18 protein-coding genes are annotated in these 22800 nt (G+C 40.9%); 17 read left to right on the forward strand and 1 reads right to left on the reverse strand.

Going from position 1 to position 22800, the window contains the following annotated elements:
• Positions 1 to 120 precede the first annotated feature (120 nt).
• The 6 genes from deoC to DXB52_RS03120 all read left to right on the forward strand — a co-directional run bounded on the left by deoC (position 121) and on the right by DXB52_RS03120 (position 6576).
• A complete protein-coding gene (gene deoC, locus DXB52_RS03095) occupies positions 121 to 786 on the forward strand; it encodes a deoxyribose-phosphate aldolase (RefSeq protein ID WP_117541188.1) in 666 nt (221 codons plus the stop codon).
• Positions 787 to 929: 143 nt separating this feature from the next.
• Positions 930 to 1712, forward strand: coding sequence for a metallophosphoesterase (locus DXB52_RS03100; RefSeq protein WP_472519926.1), 783 nt, complete (start codon positions 930 to 932; stop codon positions 1710 to 1712).
• A 12-nt stretch (positions 1713 to 1724) separates the two neighbouring features.
• Positions 1725 to 2477: a segregation and condensation protein A gene (locus DXB52_RS03105; RefSeq protein WP_055163155.1), complete on the forward strand. Its 753-nt coding sequence runs from the start codon at positions 1725 to 1727 to the stop codon at positions 2475 to 2477.
• Positions 2478 to 3050: an SMC-Scp complex subunit ScpB gene (scpB, locus tag DXB52_RS03110; protein WP_117568244.1), complete on the forward strand. Its 573-nt coding sequence runs from the start codon at positions 2478 to 2480 to the stop codon at positions 3048 to 3050.
• An 80-nt stretch (positions 3051 to 3130) separates the two neighbouring features.
• Positions 3131 to 4489: a D-alanyl-D-alanine carboxypeptidase family protein gene (locus DXB52_RS03115; RefSeq protein ID WP_118106511.1), complete on the forward strand. Its 1359-nt coding sequence runs from the start codon at positions 3131 to 3133 to the stop codon at positions 4487 to 4489.
• A 98-nt stretch (positions 4490 to 4587) separates the two neighbouring features.
• The gene (locus DXB52_RS03120) at positions 4588 to 6576 is read left to right on the forward strand and encodes a 2-isopropylmalate synthase (RefSeq protein WP_055172474.1); all 1989 of its coding nucleotides are present in this window, start codon (positions 4588 to 4590) and stop codon (positions 6574 to 6576) included.
• Positions 6577 to 6680: 104 nt separating this feature from the next.
• Here the strand turns inward: DXB52_RS03120 and abc-f are convergent, their stop codons facing one another.
• The gene (abc-f, locus tag DXB52_RS03125) at positions 6681 to 8621 is read right to left on the reverse strand and encodes a ribosomal protection-like ABC-F family protein (RefSeq protein ID WP_118106513.1); all 1941 of its coding nucleotides are present in this window, start codon (positions 8619 to 8621) and stop codon (positions 6681 to 6683) included.
• A gap of 165 nt (positions 8622 to 8786) precedes the next feature.
• Here abc-f and DXB52_RS03130 point away from each other — a divergent pair, with 165 nt between their 5' ends.
• The 11 genes from DXB52_RS03130 (at position 8787) to DXB52_RS03180 (ending at position 22692) form a co-directional block, all read left to right on the forward strand.
• Positions 8787 to 9422 (forward strand): redox-sensing transcriptional repressor Rex, encoded by a 636-nt coding sequence (locus DXB52_RS03130; RefSeq protein ID WP_054751230.1) that lies wholly within the window; start codon positions 8787 to 8789, stop codon positions 9420 to 9422.
• Between the two features lie 137 nt (positions 9423 to 9559).
• A complete protein-coding gene (locus DXB52_RS03135; RefSeq protein ID WP_472519927.1) occupies positions 9560 to 11050 on the forward strand; it encodes an NAD(P)H-hydrate dehydratase in 1491 nt (496 codons plus the stop codon).
• Positions 11051 to 11053: 3 nt separating this feature from the next.
• The gene (alr, locus tag DXB52_RS03140; protein ID WP_118106518.1) at positions 11054 to 12220 is read left to right on the forward strand and encodes an alanine racemase; all 1167 of its coding nucleotides are present in this window, start codon (positions 11054 to 11056) and stop codon (positions 12218 to 12220) included.
• Between the two features lie 139 nt (positions 12221 to 12359).
• Complete coding sequence (locus DXB52_RS03145; protein ID WP_472519928.1) at positions 12360 to 12716, forward strand: type II toxin-antitoxin system PemK/MazF family toxin; 357 nt, start codon at positions 12360 to 12362, stop codon at positions 12714 to 12716.
• Positions 12717 to 12855: 139 nt separating this feature from the next.
• Positions 12856 to 13587 carry a YebC/PmpR family DNA-binding transcriptional regulator gene (locus tag DXB52_RS03150; protein WP_015529279.1) on the forward strand — a complete coding sequence of 244 codons (732 nt, stop codon included), beginning with the start codon at positions 12856 to 12858 and terminating at the stop codon, positions 13585 to 13587.
• A 26-nt stretch (positions 13588 to 13613) separates the two neighbouring features.
• Positions 13614 to 14891, forward strand: a complete 1278-nt coding sequence (locus DXB52_RS03155; RefSeq protein WP_117579040.1) for an O-acetylhomoserine aminocarboxypropyltransferase/cysteine synthase family protein — start codon at positions 13614 to 13616, stop codon at positions 14889 to 14891.
• A 215-nt stretch (positions 14892 to 15106) separates the two neighbouring features.
• The gene (locus DXB52_RS03160) at positions 15107 to 15796 is read left to right on the forward strand and encodes a ClpP family protease (protein WP_020437035.1); all 690 of its coding nucleotides are present in this window, start codon (positions 15107 to 15109) and stop codon (positions 15794 to 15796) included.
• Positions 15797 to 15938: 142 nt separating this feature from the next.
• Positions 15939 to 18683, forward strand: coding sequence for an FtsK/SpoIIIE family DNA translocase (locus tag DXB52_RS03165; protein WP_117579039.1), 2745 nt, complete (start codon positions 15939 to 15941; stop codon positions 18681 to 18683).
• A gap of 40 nt (positions 18684 to 18723) precedes the next feature.
• Positions 18724 to 20394 (forward strand): formate--tetrahydrofolate ligase, encoded by a 1671-nt coding sequence (locus DXB52_RS03170; RefSeq protein ID WP_015529275.1) that lies wholly within the window; start codon positions 18724 to 18726, stop codon positions 20392 to 20394.
• Positions 20395 to 20486: 92 nt separating this feature from the next.
• Entirely contained in the window at positions 20487 to 21326 is an 840-nt protein-coding gene (gene folD / locus DXB52_RS03175) for a bifunctional methylenetetrahydrofolate dehydrogenase/methenyltetrahydrofolate cyclohydrolase FolD (protein WP_055163161.1), read from the forward strand.
• A gap of 13 nt (positions 21327 to 21339) precedes the next feature.
• Positions 21340 to 22692 carry a chitobiase/beta-hexosaminidase C-terminal domain-containing protein gene (locus DXB52_RS03180; RefSeq protein WP_117874668.1) on the forward strand — a complete coding sequence of 451 codons (1353 nt, stop codon included), beginning with the start codon at positions 21340 to 21342 and terminating at the stop codon, positions 22690 to 22692.
• The last annotated feature ends 108 nt before the right edge of the window (positions 22693 to 22800 follow it).

A 22800-nucleotide genomic window follows, 5' to 3' on the forward strand; every position in this document is an offset into this window, starting at 1 on the left:
CATGGAAAATGTTTTATAATAAAGGATACGAATGCGGGTAGCTCAGAATAATTTTTAGTCTGTTTTATGAAATTTTACTACCCGCAATGGATATAAAAATACAGGAGGCAGATTAAATTAATGATTACAGAACGTATTGATCATACATTATTAAGAGCAGATGCAACAGAGGAAGATATCCGTGGCTTATGTGAGGAAGCAGTTACGTACGGATTTCATTCTGTTTGTGTGAATTCAAGTTGTGTTGCGCTTTGTGCCTCTCTTCTGAAAAATACAGGAATTAAAGTATGTACCGTGATTGGTTTTCCGTTAGGAGCAATGTCAACAACTGCGAAGATTGCAGAAGCAACAGCAGCAGTGAAAGACGGCGCCAAAGAGCTGGATATGGTTATCCATATTGGGGCATTGAAGAGTGGAAACTGGGATTATGTAAGAAGAGATATCGGTGCGGTTGTAGCTGCTGCCGGGGATGACGTGATTGTAAAGGTGATTCTTGAGACATGTCTGCTTACAGACGAAGAGATTCAGGAGGCTTGTCTTGTAAGCCGTGATGCAGGTGCAGACTATGTAAAAACTTCTACCGGTTTCTCAACCGGCGGAGCAACTGTAGAAGCAGTTTCTCTTATGAAGCGTACGGTTGGCTCTGACATGAAGGTAAAGGCATCCGGTGGTATTCATACACTGGAAGACGCACGGAAGATGTTTTATGCAGGTGCAGACCGTATTGGATCAAGTTCCGGTGTGGCGATTGCAGAAGCTGAGATGTCTGAGATACATACGATATGAGCATCTTAGGTTTTTTCACTGTTCTTTTTCTGATTGTGTGCGCGGTTATATTAGCAGAAATGTATCGGGAGCAGCATTCTTTTTGTGTAACACATTACGAAGTACATTCACCAAAGATAACTTGCACAGCCGAAAAAGACCCAGTGAACAGAATTATTTTTTTAAGTGATATGCACAACCATGTTTATGGTAAGCAGAATAATAAATTGTTCGAAGCTATAAAAGCAGAACAGCCGGATCTGATTTTAATTGGCGGAGATATGCTGGTGGCAAAAAATGATGTGCGGTACCAAGAGGCACTGGATTTTGTCAGTCGTCTGCCGCAGCTCTGCCCGGTTTATTATGCCAGTGGAAATCATGAACAGAGAATCAAAGAGAATCAGGAAAACTATTCTTTGTGTTATGAAGAGTATCGTAAAAAGTTACAGGCAGAAGGGGTTCGTTTTCTGGAAAATGAAAGTTGCGATATTCTGTTGGGAAATCAACCGATTCATATCAGCGGATTGGAACTCCCACTGATTGTGAATAAAAAATTCCGCAAGGCGGATGTCACCGCTGAAGATGTACGCAGATGCCTGGGAGAAAAGCATACTACAGGAAATCAGGAAAAACAGCAGGAGACAACAGAGAATTTCGCAGACAACAGTTACCACATTCTGCTTGCCCACAATCCATCCTATATGGAAGCTTATAAGGAATGGGGTGCCGATCTGATTTTGTCTGGACATTTACATGGAGGATGTGTACGCTTGCCGGGAATTGGCGGCGTGATCACTCCGCAGGCATTTCTTTTTCCAAAATATTCAGGAGAGATGACCGTGGAGGGAGAACAGACGATCATCGTCAGCAAAGGGCTTGGAACGCATACATTTAATGTGAGACTGTTCAATCCGGCAGAAGTGATTGCAATCACCCTTTGCAGATAAAAGGAGATTATTATGGGAATACCGGTAAAACTGGAAGTATTTGAAGGACCGTTGGATCTGCTCCTTCATTTGATCGAGAAGAATAAAGTAGATATTTACGATATCCCCATTGTGGAGATTACGAATCAGTACATGGAATATATCCGTCAGATGCAGCGGGAAGATCTGAATGTGATGAGTGAATTTCTTGTTATGGCAGCGACGTTGTTGGATATTAAATGCAAGATGCTTCTTCCAAAAGAAGTCAAAGAAGACGGAGAGGAAGAAGATCCAAGGCAGGAACTGGTTGAACAGCTGCTGCAGTATAAAATGTATAAATACATGTCTTATGAGCTCAGAGACCGCCAGGTAGATGCGGATCTGATTTTATATAAGAATCCGACAATTCCGGAAGAAGTTCTGGAATATGTGGAGCCAGTTGATCTTGACCTTTTACTTGGGGATCTGACAATGGTACAGTTAAAGAAAGTTTTTCAGGAAGTTATGCGTCGGCAGACAGATAAAGTGGATCCGGTAAGAAGTAAATTTGGCAAGATTGAGAAAGAGGAAGTTTCACTCACAGATAAGTTTCTTTATGTGCGTGATTATTTACAGGAACACCGCCGGTTCAGTTTCCGTCAGCTTCTTCAGAAGCAGAAAAGTAAAATGCATGTTGTTGTTACATTTCTTGCAATTCTTGAAATGATGAAGCTGGGTGAAATTTATGTTGAACAAGAATCTACTTGTGGTGAGATCATGATCGAGAGAAAAGGAGACGTAGTGTAAATGGCAGGAGTAAAAACACTTCAGGCTGCAATTGAAGCTATTTTATTTACAATGGGAGAGTCTGTTGAACTAAGTAAAATTGCGAAAGCAATCGAACAGGATGAGCAGACAACCGAAGAATTACTTCAGGATCTGATGAAGAAATACGAATCAAAGAACAGAGGAATCCGCATCATTGAACTGGACAAGTCTTATCAGATGTGTACAAAGAAGGAAATGTATGACTATCTGATCCGTGTGGCAAAGCAGCCAAAGAAATATACTCTGACGGACGTTCTTCTTGAGACAATGTCAATCATTGCATACAAACAGCCGATCACTAAGATCGAGGTAGAGAAGATCCGTGGAGTAAAGTCTGATCATGCAGTAAATAAACTTGTGGAATATGGTCTGGTAGAAGAAGTCGGAAGACTTGATGCACCTGGAAAACCAATTCTTTTCGGCACGACGGAAGAATTCTTAAGAAGATTCAGTGTACCGTCGATTGATGATCTTCCGTCATTGAATCCGGAGCAGCTGGAACATTTCAAAGAAGAAGCAGAGGATGAGGCAAAGATCCGTATGGACATTTGATTTTTGAATTCTACAACTTGCATTGGAATCATAAAATTAAAAGAAGAATGGAGCTTCCAATATAGACAGGAAATCAATTGATGATAGAATTTAAAAAGTGGTATTTCAGAATCTATTTATTCTTTGTTCGCATACTGATTGTCAGCATGATCATTGGAATTTCTTTTCCGGTTCATATTTTTGGAACTACATCTGATCATGCAGGACAAAACTGGAAGATAAATGTCAGTTCTAACGAACGTCAGGTAGTTCCAGATGAGCTAAAACAATTATACGCCCTGTCTGCCGTCTTAATGGATGCAGACAGTGGGCGTATTTTATTTTCCAAAAATGGACAGGAAGAACGGGCAATGGCAAGTACAACAAAGATTATGACCTGCATCCTTGCATTAGAGAGCAGCATAATGGATTCAGAAAATCAGATTGTTACAGTAAGCGATCAGGCTGCTGCACAGCCAAAGGTACATCTTGGAATGGTTGCAGGAGAACGGTTCTATTTAAAAGATCTTCTTTATTCCTTAATGCTGGAGTCACATAATGACTCTGGGGTTGCAATTGCAGAAGCTGTTGCCGGAAGTGTAGAGAAATTCGCAGATCTGATGAACCGAAAAGCGCGGACGATCGGCTGTTATTCTACTTATTTTATCACACCGAATGGATTGGATGCAGCAGATTCAAATGGAATCCACCACACTACAGCAGAAGATCTTGCAAGGATCATGCGTTATTGTATTATGAATTCTAAGAAACAGGAAGAATTTCTTACAATCACGCGTACCGAAACCTATCAGTTTCAAGATGTTGAAGGAAAACGGTCGTTCAGCTGTTATAATCATAATGCATTCTTAAATATGATGGACGGCGCTCTTTCCGGAAAAACAGGATTTACTTCAGATGCCGGATATTGTTATGTCGGTGCGCTGCGTAGAGATAAGCGGACGTTTATTGTTGCACTCCTTGCCTGCGGATGGCCAAATAATAAGAGTTATAAATGGTCCGATATGAGAACTCTTATGACTTATGCTTTGGATCATTATCAATATAAGACATTTGAAATTGAATTACCTGTCCGGCAGATATTTATTAATAATGGGATAAAAGCACATTCAGATACGATAGCTTATCCCGGTAAAAACGGAACCAAGATTTCTCTTACTGCAAATCTGACACCTGTTTCTTTCCTATTGAAAGAAGATGAAACGATTTCTGTTGACTATGAGATTCCTGATCAGTTGGATGCTCCTGTAAGGAAAGGAATGCAAGTCGGCAGGATTCGCTGCACGTTAAATGACAAATTGATCCGTGAATATCCCGTCTATACAACACAGAATGCAGAAAAGAGAACCTTCAAAAAATGTGTGGAATATATTTTCCACCTGTTTTCTATACAAAATTCGTACCAAAAAGCAGGAAATATTAAAAAAGATCAAGCGAGGTGATTAAAATAGTCACTACAATCTAAGACTTTCCTGTGCTAATATAAACGAGTGTTAAAAAACAACAACTAAATTGATTAAATATAAGAGAGGTACACATTATGGAAAACTGGAGGAAATACGAAAAGACTTACTTTATGCCACCTGAGCCATGTTATGACTGGGTAAAGAAAGATTCAATTGACAAAGCACCAATCTGGTGCAGTGTTGACTTGAGAGATGGTAACCAGGCACTGATCGAGCCGATGAGTCTGGATGAAAAGTTGGAATTCTTCCAGCTGCTTGTGGATGTAGGATTCAAGATGATCGAAGTTGGATTCCCGGCTGCGTCTGAGACAGAATATCAGTTTTTAAGAACATTGATCGAGCAGAATATGATTCCGGATGACGTTACGATCCAGGTTCTGACACAGGCAAGAGAGCATATTATCAGAAAAACATTTGACGCTGTCAAAGGTGCTCCACATGCTATTATCCATGTATATAATTCAACATCTGTTGCACAAAGAGAACAGGTATTTAAGAAAGATAAAGAGCAGGTAAAACAGATTGCAATTGACGGTGCAAAGCTTTTGAAAGAGTTAGCAGAAGAAACAGATGGAAACTTTACATTCCAGTACAGTCCGGAAAGTTTTCAGGGAACAGAAGTTGACTATGCCTTGGAAGTCTGCAACGCAGTTCTTGAGATCTGGCAGCCAACAGCTGATAACAAAGCGATCATCAACCTGCCTACAACAGTGGAAAATGCTATGCCTCATGTATTCGCAAGTCAGGTAGAGTATTTTAACAAGCATCTGCGCGACAGAGAGAATGTAATTCTTTCTCTGCATCCGCACAATGACAGAGGATCAGGAGTTTCAGATGCTGAGCTTGGAATCCTTGCCGGTGCTGATAAAATTGAAGGAACATTGTTCGGAAACGGAGAGAGAACAGGTAACGTAGATATTATCACACTTGCAATGAATATGTTTTCTCAGGGTGTGAATCCGGAACTTGATTTCTCTAATATGAGTGACATTTGTGAAGTCTATGAACGCGTGACAAGAATGAAAGTTTCTCCGCGTCAGCCATATGCAGGAGATCTTGTATTTACAGCATTCTCCGGCTCACATCAGGATGCGATTGCGAAAGGTATGACCTGGAGAGAGGAGCATGACTGTCAGACATGGACTGTTCCATATCTCCCGATCGATCCACAGGATGTTGGCAGAAGATACGATTCCGATGTAATTCGTATTAACAGCCAGTCAGGAAAGGGTGGCGTAAACTATATCCTGAAGCAGAGCTTTGGAATCAGCTTACCGGAAAAGATGAGAGAAGAAGTCGGATATCTTGTAAAAGATGTTTCCGACAAGGCTCACGAAGAACTTACACCAGACAATGTATATCATATCTTTGAAGACCATTACATCAATGCGAAACCAATTTTCAGTGTTGATGAATGCCACTTTAAACAAGAAGATGGAATTGTCGCAGAAGCAACGATTCACCACAATGGAAGCAACCGCAAGATCACAGGTGTTGGAAACGGACGTCTGGATGCTGTCAGCAATGCGATCAAGCATTATTTTGATATCGAATTTGAACTTGCATTTTACGAGGAGCATTCTTTGACAAAAGGATCTTCTTCCAGAGCTGTTGCTTATGTCGGTGTTATTTCCAACAAGAAGCGTTACTGGGGTGTCGGAGTTGATGCCGATATTATCAAAGCATCTATTGAAGCACTCGTTGTTGCAGTGAATAAATTGGATAGCGTACAGAGATCCCAGACATGCAAGGATGAAAGATTATTAGATATTACAAATTATATTTACGCAAATTATAAAGAAGTTACATTGGACGATCTTGCTGAGAAGTTCTTCCTTTCAAAACCATATTTGTCAAAATACATTAAAGAAAAATCAGGAATGACATTCGGAGATATTCTGAAAGAAATCCGTATGAAAAAGGCAAGAGCAATGCTTAAGAGCAGCAGTGCAACTGTAGAAAGTATTGCAGAATCTGTGGGATATCAGAATGTAGAGCATTTTAACAGAACATTTAAAAAACTGTATAATATCACACCGGTACAGTATAGAAACAAACCTTGATCCCGATTCAAGTTTGACTAAATTTGAAAATGTAATCTTAAAACAAATCGCCTGACAGTTACCATAAATAGTAGCTGTCAGGCGATTACTGTTATGCAGATTCATTATTCTGCTAATTCTTCCCACAATTCATACAATTCTTCTAATCTTGTTTCATTTGCAGCGCGTTCTGTTGAAAGTTTCTGGCACTCAATAGAGTTCGAATAAACTTCCTCTTTCGTCAGTTCCTCGTCAATCTCTGTGTTGCGATCTTCGAGTTTTGCGATTTCTTCCTCTGTTTTCTTCAACTCATTTTTACGTTTACGTTCACGTGCCTGCTGTTCCTTCTGTTCCTGCCAGCTTAATTTTGAATCCGAAGCAGGAGTGGATGCCATAGAATTGCCTGAATTGGATACATTTTCTGCATTTGTTTCATTTCCAGAAGCATAAGCAAGTGTCAGTGCTTCTTTTTTCTCCAGATAATAATCGTAGTTTCCGATGTAATTAACAAATGTCTGATTCACCAGTTCAAGGATCCGGGAGGCGGTCTGATTGATAAAATAACGGTCATGGGATACATAAAGTATCGTTCCGCTGTAGTTATTTAATGCTTCTTCCAGAATTTCTTTGGAAGTAATATCCAGATGGTTGGTCGGCTCATCAAGGATTAGAAAATTTGCTTCCGAAAGCATAAGTTTGGCAAGTGATACGCGGCCTTTTTCTCCACCGCTTAACGTATGAATTTCTTTGAACACTTCATCTCCTGTAAACTGGAATGCAGCAAGTGTATTTCTGATCTGTGTATTGGTAAGATCAGGATAGTCATCAGAAATCTCATCAAAAATGGTCTTATCATCATGAAGTACGTGATGTTCCTGATCGTAATAACCAATCGTCACTTTGGATCCAAGTGTGAATTCGCCCTGATCCGCTGCGATAACCTGATTAATGATCTTTAAAAGTGTTGTCTTTCCGGTTCCGTTATCACCAATCACAGCGACATGTTCGCCACGTTTGATTTCAAAACTGATATCACTGAAGAGAACCTGACTGTCAAATTGCTTTGAGAGATGTTCCACTGTAAGAACATCATTTCCGCTGATCTGCGATGGTTCCAGCGTAAAATGCATTTCTTTCGTACTGTCAGCCGGTTTGTCCAATGGCGTAATCCTGTCAAGCATTTTCTCACGACTCTCTGCACGTTTGATTGATTTTTCACGATTGAAAGACTTTAATTTATCAATAACAGCCTGCTGATGTTTGATCTCACGCTGCTGATTCATGTATTCTTTCAGCTGTGCATCTCGGATCTGCTGTTTTTTCATTGCATAATCTTTATAATTTCCAAGGTACATGCGGACCTGTGCATTGTCAATCTCAACAACTTTTGTGACAACACGATTCAGGAAATAACGGTCATGGGAGACGATAAATACCGCTCCGGAATAATTGATCAGATATGTTTCCAGCCAGGCAATGGAATTCAGATCCAAGTGGTTTGTCGGCTCATCAAGCAGGAGGATATCCGGACTTGTAAGCAGTAATTTTCCGAGAGAAACACGGGTCTTCTGACCTCCTGAAAGTGTATCTGTCTGTTTATTAAAATCGTCTTCCGTAAACCCAAGTCCCTTTAATACACCTGTAATCTCACTTTCGCAGGCATAACCGTTTCTTGCATCAAATTCAGACTGTAGACGATTGTAGGTCTCCAGGCGGCTCTGCAATTCCTCACCTTCCAGATGCTTCAGTTCATGTTCAATGGAACGAATCTGAGCTTCCATTGCAAAAATATCCGCTTTTGCACTTTTTACTTCCTCATAAATGGTATTTCCGGATTTTAAATCCTGACGCTGCGCAAGATAACCGAGTGTCTTTCCTTTCGCGAGAATAACCTCTCCACCATCAAGAGGTTCTTCTCCGATGATCATCTTAAGGATTGTTGATTTCCCGGCGCCGTTCACACCGACAAGAGCAGCTTTCTCACGATCTTCAATATGAAAGGAGCCGTCTCGTACAATTTCGCGTTCCCCAAACGCTTTTTCTATATTGTGACATGCGAGTATCATATATTTTCACCTCGTTTTTTGACTTCTAACATTATCATTATATAGAAAAATGTCGAAAATACAAGGAAAATATATGGATTTTAAAGGTTTTTGCAAAACAAAAGTTTGACAGAACTTTAACTCTTTTATATAATAAAGAGTAGTTTAAGAGTGGAGGGCTAAAAATTGGAACAAAGAAAGATATCACGCGCAGTCATTTCCAGACTTCCGAGGTACTACAGATATCTGGGAGATCTGCTGGAGGCTGGCGTAGAGAGAATTTCATCCAGTGACCTGAGTAAGAAGATGCATGTAACGGCTTCACAGATACGTCAGGATCTGAATAATTTCGGTGGATTCGGCCAGCAGGGGTACGGATACAATGTGAAATATCTTTATACAGAGATTGGAAAGATCTTAGGATTGGATAGAAGTCATAATTTTATTATCATTGGTGCCGGTAATTTAGGACAGGCACTGGCAAACTATGCTTCCTTCGAAAGAAGCGGATTTATTCTGAAAAGTCTTTTTGATGTGAATCCTCGACTGGAAGGCGTAACGATCAGGGGGATTCCTGTGCGTATGGTTGATGAACTGGAAGATTTTCTTAAGAATAATGACATTGAAATTGCTGCACTGACACTTCCAAAATCAAAAGCAATTGAAGTGGCTGATATTCTGGTAGATAACGGTGTGAAGGGAATCTGGAATTTTGCACATACAGACCTTTCCCTTCCAAAGGATGTGGTCGTTGAGAACGTACATTTATCTGACACACTGATGAAGTTATCTTACAACCTTTGTCAGCAGGATAAAGAATAGAATCTAGCAAAGCTGCAAGGATGCTGTGGGACCAACTGACAAAAGGAGGTTTCGCAGCATTTGTTCATGTTAAAAGGAATTAATAATGATAGAAAGGTCAGGCGATAAGCATGAGATATCTTCCAAATGGGAAGCAGATGAGTGAAGCTGATGCACACACAATTCATGAAATTGGGATTCCATCCCTTGTACTTATGGAACGTGCAGCACTTCAGATTGTCGAGACAATGCATAAGAAAAATATTTCCACAGAAAAAAATCTGATTGTTTGTGGAAGCGGCAACAATGGTGGAGACGGATTTGCAGTAGCAAGGCTCTTAACCGAACAGGGAAAGCATGCAGATGTACTATTTGCAGGGAAAGAAGCTTCTTTAAGTGAAGAATGTCGATGTCAGAAACAGATTGTAGAAAATATGGGGATTTCTGTATTCACAGAATTCCCGGATGAAGAATATACTGTAATAATTGATGCTGTATTTGGTGTTGGACTCTGCCGTGAAATCACAGGACATTATAAAGATGTGATCGACTGGATGAATCTTCAGGATGCAGAAAAAGTTGCTGTTGACATTCCATCCGGGATCTGTGCTGCAACAGGAAAGATTCTTGGGACAGCATTTCGAGCCGACCTTACAGTATGTATGGCATGTGTAAAATTAGGCTGTGAGCTTTTCCCTGGCAAGTCCTATGCAGGAGAGAGCATTCCGGTTGCAATTGGAATTGATCCGAAATATTTTTCGAATCACCTGGATGTTTGTTATACCTTTGACAAAAATGATCTTGGAAAACTTCTTCCTTCGAGAATGATGAATTCGCACAAGGGAAGTTATGGAAAAGTTCTTATGATCACCGGAAGTCCCGGGATGGCTGGTGCTGCATTCCTTTCTGCCTGTGCTGCCTATACAGTTGGTGCCGGTCTAGTACAGATTTATACAGCAAGTGAAAACCGTCTGGCACTGCAGGAACTTCTTCCGGAGGCAATCATATCCTGCTATGATTCTTATGATGACAGTCAACTGTCTCATCTTCTTGACTGGGCTGATGTGGTTTGTATTGGCTGTGGACTTGGAATGGGACAGATTTCCGAAAAGATATTGAAAAATGTATTGAAAAATGTATCTTGTCCATGTGTCATAGATGCCGATGGACTTAATTTACTGAGTAGGAATATAGAGTTATTAAATCAATGTTGTGCACCTGTGATTTTAACTCCACATATGAAAGAAATGTCAAGGCTGACCGGATGGAGTATTGATACGATCATGGAAGATCGCTTCCAGGCACTTGATCAGATCATAAAACAATCCGGACCGGATACAAAATCATCCATAATCTGTGTGTTAAAAGACAGTCGTACTGTTGTCGCACAGACAAATCGGCAGAAATTTGTAAATCTCGCTGGTAATAACTCTATGGCAAAAGGTGGTTCCGGAGACGTTCTTGCCGGAACGATTGCAGGACTTCTTGCACAGCATATGGCACCATTTGAAGCCACTACTGTGGGAGTTTTCCTACATGCCTGTGGTGGAGATGAAGCGAAAAAGAGCAAAGGAAGTTACAGCGTATTAGCCAGAGACCTGATTCAGGGTATGGCCGATGCAATGAAGAATGCAAAGGAGTGCAGATAAATTATGAAACAGTATAACAGAGTATGTGCCCGGATCAATCTGGACGCAATTGCATATAATATGGAACAGATGAAAAATCGCATTGGTCAGGAGGGACGTTTAATAGCTGTTATCAAGACGGATGCATACGGACACGGAGCAGTTCCTCTTGCGGAAATGTTTGAGGAAACGCCTTATATCTGGGGTTACGCTGTAGCATGCATGGGAGAAGCAAGAACTTTAAGAGCACATGGAATCAAGAAACCAATCTTGATTCTTGGCTGTGTTTTTCCTGATGAGTATGAAGAAATGGTTGAAAAAGAAATCCGTGCAGCAGTTTATACAGAAGAGATGGCCAAGGGAATGGCTGAGGCTGCCGTAAGGTCAGGAAAGACCGCATTTCTTCACATAAAAATTGATACAGGAATGGGACGAATTGGATTCAAAGTAAGCAAAGAGAGTGTTGAGACAATTTCCAGAATCAGCAAACTTCCTAATATTAAAATGGAAGGAATGTTCACACACTTTGCAAAGGCAGATGAATTTGATAAGTCTTATACATTTGCTCAACATGAAAAATTCCTCTGGATGAAAGAACAGTTAGAAAAAAATGGAGTCCAGATCTCCTATTATGATTGTGATAACAGTGCCGGAATTATTGATTTTCCGGATATGAAGCATGATCTTGCCAGAGCCGGGATCTCTATTTATGGAATGTATCCGTCAGATGAAGTAAAAAAAGATGCTGTTGACCTGAAACCGGCACTGGAATTAATCAGCCATATCAGCTTTGTAAAGGATGTGGAAAAAGGAACTTCCATCAGTTACGGTGGAACTTTCGTCGCGCCAAAGAAGATGCGGATCGCTACGATTCCCGTCGGATACGGTGACGGATATCCGCGTTCCCTTTCAAATAAAGGCTATGTTCTTATCCATGGAAAACGTGCAGATATTGTAGGAAGAGTCTGCATGGATCAGTTTATGGTAGATGTAACAGAGATTCCGGAAGCAAAATTCATGGATCCGGTTACTTTGGTCGGAAAAGACAATGACGCCGTTATCCGTGTAGAAGATCTTTCTGATCTGAGTGGAAGATTCAATTATGAATTTGTCTGTGATCTGAGCAAACGTGTTCCGAGAGAGTATTATAAAAACGGTACGATCGTAAAACAGATTGATTATTTCGAATAACCGGAATTATTGAAAGAATCCGGTTGACATGCATACATCCGATAAAACCGGAGATACTTTAGTATGTTCTTAGAAGAAAAACAAAAGGTTCTGAGAAGAATCAGAGAACAAATACGAAAAGTAACTGGAATATCGGAGTGTGAATGAATTGATAATTAAACGGGGCGACATTTATTACGCAGATCTTAGTCCTGTCGTTGGTTCCGAACAAGGTGGAATCCGGCCGGTACTTATAATACAGAATAACATAGGCAACAGACATAGTCCAACCATCATCTGTGCCGCAATTACGTCGAAGATGAATAAGGCAAAATTGCCGACACATATTGAAATCTGTACAAATGATTATAACATTATGAAAAATTCAGTCATTCTGCTGGAACAGATCCGTACAATTGACAAGAAAAGACTGAGAGAATATGTCTGTCATATCGATCAGGAACGAATGAAAAAAATTGACCAAGCAATAAGAATCAGTCTGGATCTTACTACATAAATCCAACCAAATTCTTTACAGAACAAAAAAAGCGTGGTAAAATCATAAGGATAGTGCTTTACAGAACTTAGTGTGTATCTGTAAATGCAAGTGAATTTATATAAAATACATTGATACAATAGAAAAGGAGAATCAGAATATGTCAGGACATTCTAAATTTGCGAATATCAAGCATAAGAAAGAAAAGAATGATGCAGCGAAAGGAAAGATTTTTACAAAGATCGGACGTGAACTTGCAATTGCTGTTAAGGAAGGTGGAAGTGCTGATCCGACAAACAACAGCAGACTTCGTGATGTTATTGCAAAAGCAAAAGCAAACAACATGCCGAATGATACAATCGAGAGAAATATCAAAAAAGCTGCCGGAGAAGGAACTGCTGATAACTATGAGCGTATTACATATGAAGGATATGGACCGAACGGAACCGCTATTATCGTTAAGACTCTTACAGATAACAAGAACCGTACAGCTTCCAATGTAAGAAATGCATTTACAAAGGGAAGCGGAAACGTAGGAACACCTGGATGTGTATCTTTCATGTTCGATGAAAAAGGACAGATCATTATTGATAAAGAAGAGTGCGATATGGACTCTGATGATCTTATGATGACTGTACTTGATGCAGGTGCTGAAGACTTTAACGAAGAAGAAGACAGCTACGAAGTATTAACAGCACCGGAAGACTTCAGTGATGTTCGTCTGAAGATGGAAGAAGCCGGAATCCCTATGGTTTCTGCTGAAGTTACAATGATTCCACAGACATATGTTGATCTTACAAAAGAAGAAGATATTAAAAACATCCAGAAAACACTTGATCTTCTTGATGAAGATGATGATGTTCAGGACGTATACCATAACTGGAACGAATAATCAGTTATAAGAAATGGGGGACAATGATGAGTAATTACAAGATGGAAACTAAATGTGTACAGTCCGGTTACAATCCGGGAAACGGTGAACCACGTGTGCTCCCGATCGTACAAAGCACAACCTTCCGTTACACCAGCAGTGATCAGATGGGAAGACTTTTTGATCTTGAAGAGTCCGGATATTTTTATACAAGACTTCAGAATCCGACGAATGATGCAGTAGCAGCAAAGATCTGTGATATGGAGGGTGGAGTAGCAGCAATGCTGACTTCTTCCGGACAGGCAGCAAACTTTTATGCGATTATGAATATTGCTGAAGAAGGTGATCATATCGTATGTGCCTCTGCCTTGTATGGCGGTACTTACAACCTGTTTGCTCATACAATCCGCAAGATGGGAGTAAAAGCAACTTTCGTAGACCCAGACTGCACAGAGGAAGAACTGAATGCGGCATTTCAGGAGAATACGAAAGCTGTTTTTGGAGAGACGATTGCCAATCCGGCATTGACTGTTTTTGATTTTGAGAAATTTGCAAAAGCTGCACATGCACATCATGTTCCGTTAATCGTAGATAATACATTTGCAACACCGATCAACTGTCGTCCTTTTGAATGGGGTGCAGATATTGTTACTCATTCAACTACAAAATACATGGATGGACATGCAGCCTGTGTTGGCGGTGCAATCGTTGACAGCGGTAACTTTGACTGGGCTGCTTACGGAGACAAGTTTGCCGGACTTACAACACCGGATGAGACTTATCACGGAATTGTATACACAGAAAAGTTTGGCAAAGCTGCTTATATAACAAAAGCAACATCACAGCTGATGAGAGATCTTGGATCGATCCAGTCTCCACAGAATGCATTTCTTCTGAACCTTGGACTTGAGAGCCTTCATTTGAGAGTACCAAGACATTGTGAGAACGCTGTAAAGATGGCACAGTATCTCCAGGGACACGAGAAAGTGGCATGGGTAAACTGCCCATCACTTCCGGGAAGCAAGGATTATGATCTTGTTCAGAAATATATGCCGGATGGAACATGCGGTGTTATTACTTTTGGATTAAAGGGCGGAAGAGAAGCAGCAGTTAAGATGATGGACAAACTGAAACTGGTTGCGATCGTAACTCATGTAGCAGACGCAAGAAGCTGCGTACTTCATCCTGCAAGTCATACACACAGACAGATGAATGAGCAGGAACTGTTGGAAGCAGGTGTACAGCCAGATCTGATTCGTTTCAGTCTTGGAATTGAGAATATCGAAGATCTGATTGCCGATGTAGAACAGGCACTGGAAGATTAATATAAATAACATATGATTCAGGAGGTATGGATTCCCATGATTTTGTATCCATACCTCCTGTTTTTTGTATCCGAATTGCAGGTTTTAAACAGTAGTTAGCTCTTTTGCCTAAATTGTGGAGATTGATATGCAGAATTGGATACAATACATATTTTCCCGTATTCTGTGCAATCTAGTAATAGTATTTATTTACTTTCAACAGGAGGCATATTTATATGAGCGAGGAAAAAAAGCAAAAATCAGATGAAATCAAAGAATTTGGTGCGTTAATGTTAAATGAAAATAAAAAGAATTACAAAATTCGTCTTCTGACAATTATAGGTGAAATTGAAGGACATGAAACAGTATCAAATAATACTAAAGCAACAAAGTACGAACATTTACTTCCACAACTGGCTGAAGCTGAAGAAAGCGATGAAGTAGAGGGGGTTCTCATTTTATTAAATACACTGGGTGGAGATGTTGAAGCTGGACTTGCAATTGCGGAGATGATAGCTTCTTTGGGAAAACCAACCGTTTCTCTTGTCCTTGGTGGAAGTCATTCTATTGGCGGTCCTCTTGCTGTTTCGGCAGATTATTCCTTTATTGTACCGACAGGAACCATGGTTGTTCATCCGGTTCGTTCAAACGGTACTTTTATCGGTGTGACACAGAGCCTGAGAAATATGGAACGTACACAGGACAGAATTGCCAGATTTATTGCTGCACACTCTAAAATCACAGAAAAACGTCTTGTTGATCTGATGTTGAACCCTACGCAGCTTGTAAAAGATGTAGGAACACTGTTAGAAGGAGAAGAAGCTGTAAGAGAAGGGATCATCGACGAAGTCGGAGGCATTCACCAGGCATTTAAAAAACTCTATGAATTGATTGATGAAAAACGGGAAAAACCTTCGGAAATGTAAATATAGAACAAAAAAATGGCATCTGATCAAAGAAATTTTGTAATGACATGAATTTTAATTGATGTTATACTTAAAATAATATGTATTCAATCTATCGTTTGATTGAATCAGTACAATGGTATAATAATTAAGGGGGAATCAGATGGCTGCAAAATCTACAAATACGAAAAAAAGTTCTACGAACAACACAGCGAAAGCAGCAAAAAATGCAACAACTAAGAAAACATCGACAGCAAAAAAAGCTTCTGCCTCCACAAAGAAAAGTTCTGGCAGTAAGACAAAAAGAACTTCAAATCATATAAATACAGCACAAAGTCAGGAAATCCGTTCAGAGATCCTTCTATTGGGTTCCCTTGCCATCTGCATCCTTCTTATCCTGAGTAATTTTGGTATGGGTGGCATAGCGGGAGGAGCAATTTCTTCTGTAGGATTTGGACTTGTAGGAGCAATGGCATATTTATTTCCATTTGTATTTTTCGGGGCAGTTGCTTTTTATATTTCCAATAAAGGAAATCCTCATGCTTACATAAAAGTAGGTGCCGCAATTGTTCTGGTCATTCTCCTTTGTGGAATTTTAGAATTGATGTTTCATCCATATACTGCCGGGACATCTGTTTTATCTTACTACAAAGATTCCAGTGCTGATAAAAATGCGGGTGGATTACTTGGCGGAATTCTGATCAGCATTTTATGTCCACTGATTGGAGAAGCAGGTACTTATGTTATTTTGATCATTTTCTCAATCATTTGTATCATTCTGGTAACAGAACGTTCTTTATTAGCTCCACTTGGAAGACATGGAAAGAAAGCTTACCAGGAAGTGAAACGGAAACATCAGGAAACTGCTGAGATCCGTACACTGGAGCGGGATGCCCGCAAAGAGGCACTTGCGTTGAAGCAAAGAGAAAAAGTCGAAACTTCACAGGCAGATGCATCTTCTCCAAATGAGAAAAAGAAACGCACAAAGCGGACAGACCTTAAAGCATCAGGTATTACGTTCGCCACAACGCTTCTTTCAGAGGAAGAATCACCTGTTGGTGGCTTTGGGCGGACTCCAAAATCACCTGAAATTACAGAACTTGTCCCGGAGAAAGAGCCGGATTCAAAAGATCTGACGGATTCCTTTGAAGATCATTTTGTCATTAACAGAGCAGAACCGGCAATGGATGTACAGGAAGAGATTCCGTTTGACGATGCACTGCACCTTGAACCGGTACAGACACCCGATTCCCGACAAGAAAACGAGATGAGTTCTGAACATAATCCGGCTGCGGATCCTATAATTGAAAATAGCCCGGAGATAAAACAGGAGCATTCCAGAAAAAGCAGCAAAAAAGACGCACAGGCGGTTGCCGCAGAGACAGCCAGTGTAGAACAGACCATACGGGAACAGGAGCAAAAACCACGGCCGGTTTATCATACACCTCCGCTGAATCTGTTAAAGAAGGGGAAGAAAGGCGGCGGTGATTCGGATGAACACCTTCGTGCCACGGCTTTAAAACTGGAACAGACACTACAGAATTTTGGAGTTGGAGTACATGTAACAAACGCAAGCTGTGGTCCATCTGTTACAAGATATGAACTTCAACCGGAACAGGGCGTAAAAGTAAGCCGGATTGTTGGACTTGCAGATGATATCAAGTTAAATCTTGCAGTTGCAGATCTGAGAATTGAAGCTCCAATCCCTGGTAAAGCCGCGGTCGGTATCGAAGTTCCGAACAGTGAAAATACAGCGGTTATGCTGGGAGATCTGCTAGAGTCAAAAGAGTTCAAAAACAGTAAATCGCCAATTTCATTTGCAGTTGGTAAAGATATTGCCGGAAAGGTTGTTGTGACTGACATTGCCAAGATGCCGCATCTTCTTGTTGCAGGTGCAACGGGTTCCGGTAAATCTGTCTGCATCAACACTCTGATCATGAGTGTTATTTATAAGGCAGATCCTGATGATGTTAAACTGATCCTTGTCGATCCAAAAGTTGTGGAACTAAGTGTATATAACGGAATTCCACATCTGATGATTCCGGTTGTCACAGATATGAAAAAGGCGGCAGGTGCTTTGAACTGGGCAGTTGCTGAGATGGAAAAGCGTTACAAACTTTTTGCACAGTACAATGTACGTGATTTAAAGGGCTTTAATGAAAAGGTCAAGCATGGGGAAACCGGACCGGAGATACAGAAAAAGCTTCCTCAGATTGTAATTATCATTGACGAGCTTGCTGATCTTATGATGGTTGCTCCGGGAGAAGTAGAAGGTGCTATCTGTCGTCTGGCACAGTTGGCCAGAGCAGCGGGACTTCATTTGATTCTTGCAACACAAAGACCATCTGTAAATGTTATTACCGGATTGATCAAAGCAAACATGCCTTCCCGAATTGCTTTTTCTGTATCATCAGGTGTCGATTCAAGGACAATTATCGACATGAATGGTGCCGAAAAGCTCCTGGGAAAAGGAGACATGCTCTTTTATCCATCCGGATATCCAAAACCTGTCAGGGTGCAGGGATCTTTCGTTTCGGACGAAGAAGTTCAAAAAGTTGTTGATTATTTGATTGACAAGAACGGAAATACCTCGTACAGTAATGAACTAGAAGAACAGATTTCAAGCAGCGCAGATCTTCCGGGTCAGGGAATGCTTCCGGGACAGCAGGACAGCGAGAACAGCAGGGATGTCTATTTTGCAGATGCAGGGAATCTGATCATCGACAAGGAAAAAGCATCGATTGGTATGCTTCAGAGGATGTTCAAGATTGGTTTCAACCGTGCTGCCAGAATTATGGACCAGCTATGTGAAGCCGGTGTTGTAGGTCCGGAGGAAGGAACAAAACCAAGAAAAGTGCTTATGACAAAAGAAGAATTTGCAGAATATATGCAGAATCAGACTTCGTAAAATCTAAAAACACCAAAAGTGATACAAAGGAGAGGGAAAGATGAAAACAGATATTCAGATTGCACAGGAAGCAGAAATGAAACACATCAAAGAGGTAGCGGTACAGGCCGGTATTTCAGAAGATGAACTTGAATTTTATGGAAAATATAAGGCAAAACTTTCCGATGAACTCTGGAACAGAATCAAAGATAACGAGGATGGAAAGCTTGTACTTGTAACAGCAATCAATCCTACTCCGGCCGGAGAGGGTAAGACTACAACATCTGTAGGTCTCGGACAGGCATTTGCAAAACTTGGAAAAAAGGCAATGATCGCACTTCGCGAGCCATCTCTCGGACCATGTTTCGGAATCAAAGGTGGAGCAGCCGGTGGCGGATATGCCCAGGTCGTTCCTATGGAAGATCTGAACCTGCATTTTACAGGAGATTTTCATGCGATCACTTCAGCAAACAACCTTCTTGCAGCAATGCTCGATAATCATATCCAGCAGGGAAATACACTTGGTATTGATCCAAGACAGGTTGTATGGAAACGTTGTGTCGATATGAATGATCGTGTTCTCAGAAATATTGTTGTCGGACTTGGACGCAAAACAGACGGTATGGTCCGTGAAGATCATTTTGTCATTACAGTGGCATCTGAGATCATGGCGATCCTCTGTCTTGCAGATGATCTTGCTGATCTTAAACGCAGACTTGGAAGAATCATTGTTGCTTACAATTTCAAGGGAGAACCTGTTACAGCAGATGATCTTCAGGCAACAGGTGCTATGGCTGCACTTCTGAAAGATGCGATCAAGCCAAACCTGATCCAGACACTTGAGCATACACCGGCATTAGTACATGGCGGTCCATTTGCAAACATTGCACATGGCTGCAATAGTGTACGTGCAACAAAGATGGCTCTGAAGTTAAGTGACATCACTGTCACAGAAGCCGGATTTGGTGCAGATCTTGGCGCTGAGAAATTCTTTGATATCAAATGCCGTATGGCAGGTCTGAAACCAGACGCAGTAGTTTTAGTTGCAACAGTACGTGCATTAAAGTATAACGGTGGCGTTGCGAAGGCTGACCTTGCAGAAGAGAACCTGGATGCCCTTGCAAAAGGTATTGTAAATCTTGAGAAACATATTGAAAATATTCAGAAATACGGTGTACCGGTAATCGTTACACTGAATTCATTTGTAACAGATACGGATGCTGAAAATGCATTTATTGAAAAATTCTGTCGTGAACGCGGATGCGAGTTTGCCCTCTCAGAAGTGTGGGAGAAAGGCGGAGAAGGCGGTGTAGATCTTGCGCAGAAGGTTCTTGAGACACTTGAGACAAAAGAAAGTGATTTCCATACGCTTTATAATGATGAGCTTTCTCTGAAAGACAAGATCCGTACAATCGCACAGGAGATTTACGGCGCACATGATGTTGTATATGAACCTGCAGCCGAGAAACAGCTCGCCAAGATTGAATCTATGGGATTTGGTTCTTTCCCGATCTGTATGGCAAAGAATCAGTATTCTCTTTCAGATGACGCTACAAAGCTTGGAAGACCTGAAAACTTTGATATTCATATCCGCGAGGTATATGTAAGTGCAGGAGCCGGTTTTGTTGTCGCACTGACGGGCGCTGTTATGACAATGCCTGGACTTCCAAAAGTTCCTGCTGCAAACGGAATCGACGTTACAGATGACGGAAAGATCACCGGACTTTTCTAAAGTTTTTTATGATTGGCTGCCGGTCATGGTATTTTGTGACCGGCAATGCCAATTGTTTTCGTGGAGTTAGATAATTAATTAAGGAGATACACATGGCACAGTTGATAGATGGTAAATTAATCTCTCAGCAGATTAAAGATGAGTTGAAAGAAGAAGTCGCACAGTTTAAGGCAGAAGGCATTGATATTTGCCTTGCTGTTATTCAGGTGGGAAGTGATCCGGCTTCTTCTGTATATGTCAGAAACAAGAAAAAGGCATGCGCCTATATCGGGGTAGAATCCAGATCATATGAACTTCCGGAAGAGACTTCGGAAGAAGAACTGATCAAGTTAGTAGAAGAGTTAAATGCAGATGAAAGCGTAAACGGAATTCTTGTACAGCTTCCGGTACCGGATCATATTGATGAAGATAAGATCATCCGTACGATTTCACCGGATAAGGATGTGGATGGATTCCATCCTGTAAGTGTTGGAAGACTCTGGATCGGAGAAAAAGGATTTTTATCCTGTACTCCGGCCGGAATCATTCAGCTTTTGAAAAGATCCAATATTTCGATTGAAGGAAAAGAATGTGTGATCATTGGACGAAGCAATATCGTCGGTAAACCAATGGCAGCCCTTTTGCTTCGTGAAAATGGAACTGTAACCGTTGCACATTCCCGAACAAAAGATCTTAAAGAAGTAGCAAAACGAGCAGATATCCTGATTGTTGCAATTGGAAAAGAGCGTTTTATCACATCTGAATATATCAAAGAGGGAGCTGTTGTCATCGATGTAGGAATGCATCGTGATGAAGCGAACCATCTTTGCGGAGATGTTGATTTTGCGGATGTTGAACCTCATTCTTCTGCAATCACGCCGGTACCGGGTGGTGTTGGTCCAATGACAATTGCGATGCTGATGAATAATTGTGTTGAAACAGTTCGTAAGTAGGAGGAACTTGTAAATGAGGTGTACACATTGCGGAGCAAATATACCAGACGATCAGTTGATTTGTCCCGTATGCGGTGCTGAAGTACAGATTGTACCAGATTATAACCCTCTGGAAGATGTACTCGCACGCGAAGTGAAAGGCTCAGTAGCCGGAGCTACACGTCAGATCCAGGCAGATGTAGTCCGAAGACAGAATGTGAGCCAAAACCAACAAAACAGAAATCGGCAAAATCAACGATCGAATCCTAATTCCACACGCGTCTTAAGCCAGGCGGAACTGGATAAAGTAAGAGAAGAGCGAAGAGAGCAGCTACGGCGCCAGAGAGCGCAAAGACAACGCCAGAAAACAGATGCAAAGCGTTATCAGGATGCCCGTCAGTCAACAGAGAATCTGCGCCGGACATCTACTGAAAGCAGACGCCTGCAGCAGATCAAAAAACAAGAAGCTGCCAGAAAAAAACGCCAAAAATTACTTACGGTTTTTTTCCTGCTCATTCTTCTGGTTGGTGTCGGAATTTATATCGGATATCAGAATTCCTATACAGGCATGATCAAAAAAGGGAATGCCGCACTGCAGAATAGTAACTATACTTCTGCAGAGAATTATTTTAACAGAGCAATTATAAAGGATAAATCAAAGGCAGAGGCTTATACCGGACTTGCTAATATCTATGTTGCCCAGGATGATCTGGACAGTGCAGAGAGCGTCTATCTCAACGCACTGGAGACACAACCGTCGAATGTAAATCTCTATAAAGCTGCAGTAAAATTCTATGAGAAAACAGAACAGCCGAATAAGATTTCTGATCTCCTGCAGGATTGTGAAGATAAGAATGTATTATCTGCTATGAATGATTATGTTTCATCTGCTCCTAAATTCAGTTTGAAAGAAGGAACCTATGATGAAGTACAGCAGGTAACATTAACATCTGCTACAGGCGGAACGATTTATTATACAACAGATGGTTCTGATCCGACGGAGTCAAGTACAGAATACAAAGAAGCTGTTTTGCTTCAGTCCGAAGGTGACACAGAGATCCGTGCAATTGCTGTTAATAAAAAGGGAATACCAAGTGCTGTTTCCAGTGCGAAATATTCCATTGAATTTCCACTTGTAGACGCTCCGGCAGTTTCTCCATCAACCGGACAATATAGTACAGCCACTCAGATCACGATTACGGTACCGGATGGATATACGGCATACTACACGATGGACGGTTCAACTCCAACCGCATCCTCTGAGAAATATACTGACCCCATTGATATGCCAGAAAATTCACAAACAACTTTTTCAGCAATTCTCGTGAACGATAAAAATGGAAAAACAACGGAAGCAACAACACGAAACTATATTACTACATATTAAGTAAACTGTGTAAAGTAACTAGAAAGTAACCTTGATTTTGGAAAATGTTATGTAAATTTTCCAAAATAGGGTTGCTTTTTTTAGCATACAGAGTTATAATAATATCTG

The organism is Ruminococcus sp. OM04-4AA, assembly GCF_003462585.1.
Lineage (GTDB): Bacteria > Bacillota > Clostridia > Lachnospirales > Lachnospiraceae > Mediterraneibacter > Mediterraneibacter faecis.

Coding starts and splice junctions, on each gene's coding strand:
- deoC (WP_117541188.1), top strand. CDS start 121: ATGATTACAGAACGTATTGATCATACATTATTAAGAGCAGATGCAACA.
- DXB52_RS03105 (WP_055163155.1), top strand. CDS start 1,725: ATGGGAATACCGGTAAAACTGGAAGTATTTGAAGGACCGTTGGATCTG.
- scpB (WP_117568244.1), top strand. CDS start 2,478: ATGGCAGGAGTAAAAACACTTCAGGCTGCAATTGAAGCTATTTTATTT.
- DXB52_RS03115 (WP_118106511.1), top strand. CDS start 3,131: ATGATAGAATTTAAAAAGTGGTATTTCAGAATCTATTTATTCTTTGTT.
- DXB52_RS03120 (WP_055172474.1), top strand. CDS start 4,588: ATGGAAAACTGGAGGAAATACGAAAAGACTTACTTTATGCCACCTGAG.
- abc-f (WP_118106513.1), bottom strand. CDS start 8,621: ATGATACTCGCATGTCACAATATAGAAAAAGCGTTTGGGGAACGCGAA.
- DXB52_RS03135 (WP_472519927.1), top strand. CDS start 9,560: ATGAGTGAAGCTGATGCACACACAATTCATGAAATTGGGATTCCATCC.
- alr (WP_118106518.1), top strand. CDS start 11,054: ATGAAACAGTATAACAGAGTATGTGCCCGGATCAATCTGGACGCAATT.
- DXB52_RS03150 (WP_015529279.1), top strand. CDS start 12,856: ATGTCAGGACATTCTAAATTTGCGAATATCAAGCATAAGAAAGAAAAG.
- DXB52_RS03155 (WP_117579040.1), top strand. CDS start 13,614: ATGAGTAATTACAAGATGGAAACTAAATGTGTACAGTCCGGTTACAAT.
- DXB52_RS03160 (WP_020437035.1), top strand. CDS start 15,107: ATGAGCGAGGAAAAAAAGCAAAAATCAGATGAAATCAAAGAATTTGGT.
- DXB52_RS03165 (WP_117579039.1), top strand. CDS start 15,939: ATGGCTGCAAAATCTACAAATACGAAAAAAAGTTCTACGAACAACACA.
- DXB52_RS03170 (WP_015529275.1), top strand. CDS start 18,724: ATGAAAACAGATATTCAGATTGCACAGGAAGCAGAAATGAAACACATC.
- folD (WP_055163161.1), top strand. CDS start 20,487: ATGGCACAGTTGATAGATGGTAAATTAATCTCTCAGCAGATTAAAGAT.
- DXB52_RS03180 (WP_117874668.1), top strand. CDS start 21,340: ATGAGGTGTACACATTGCGGAGCAAATATACCAGACGATCAGTTGATT.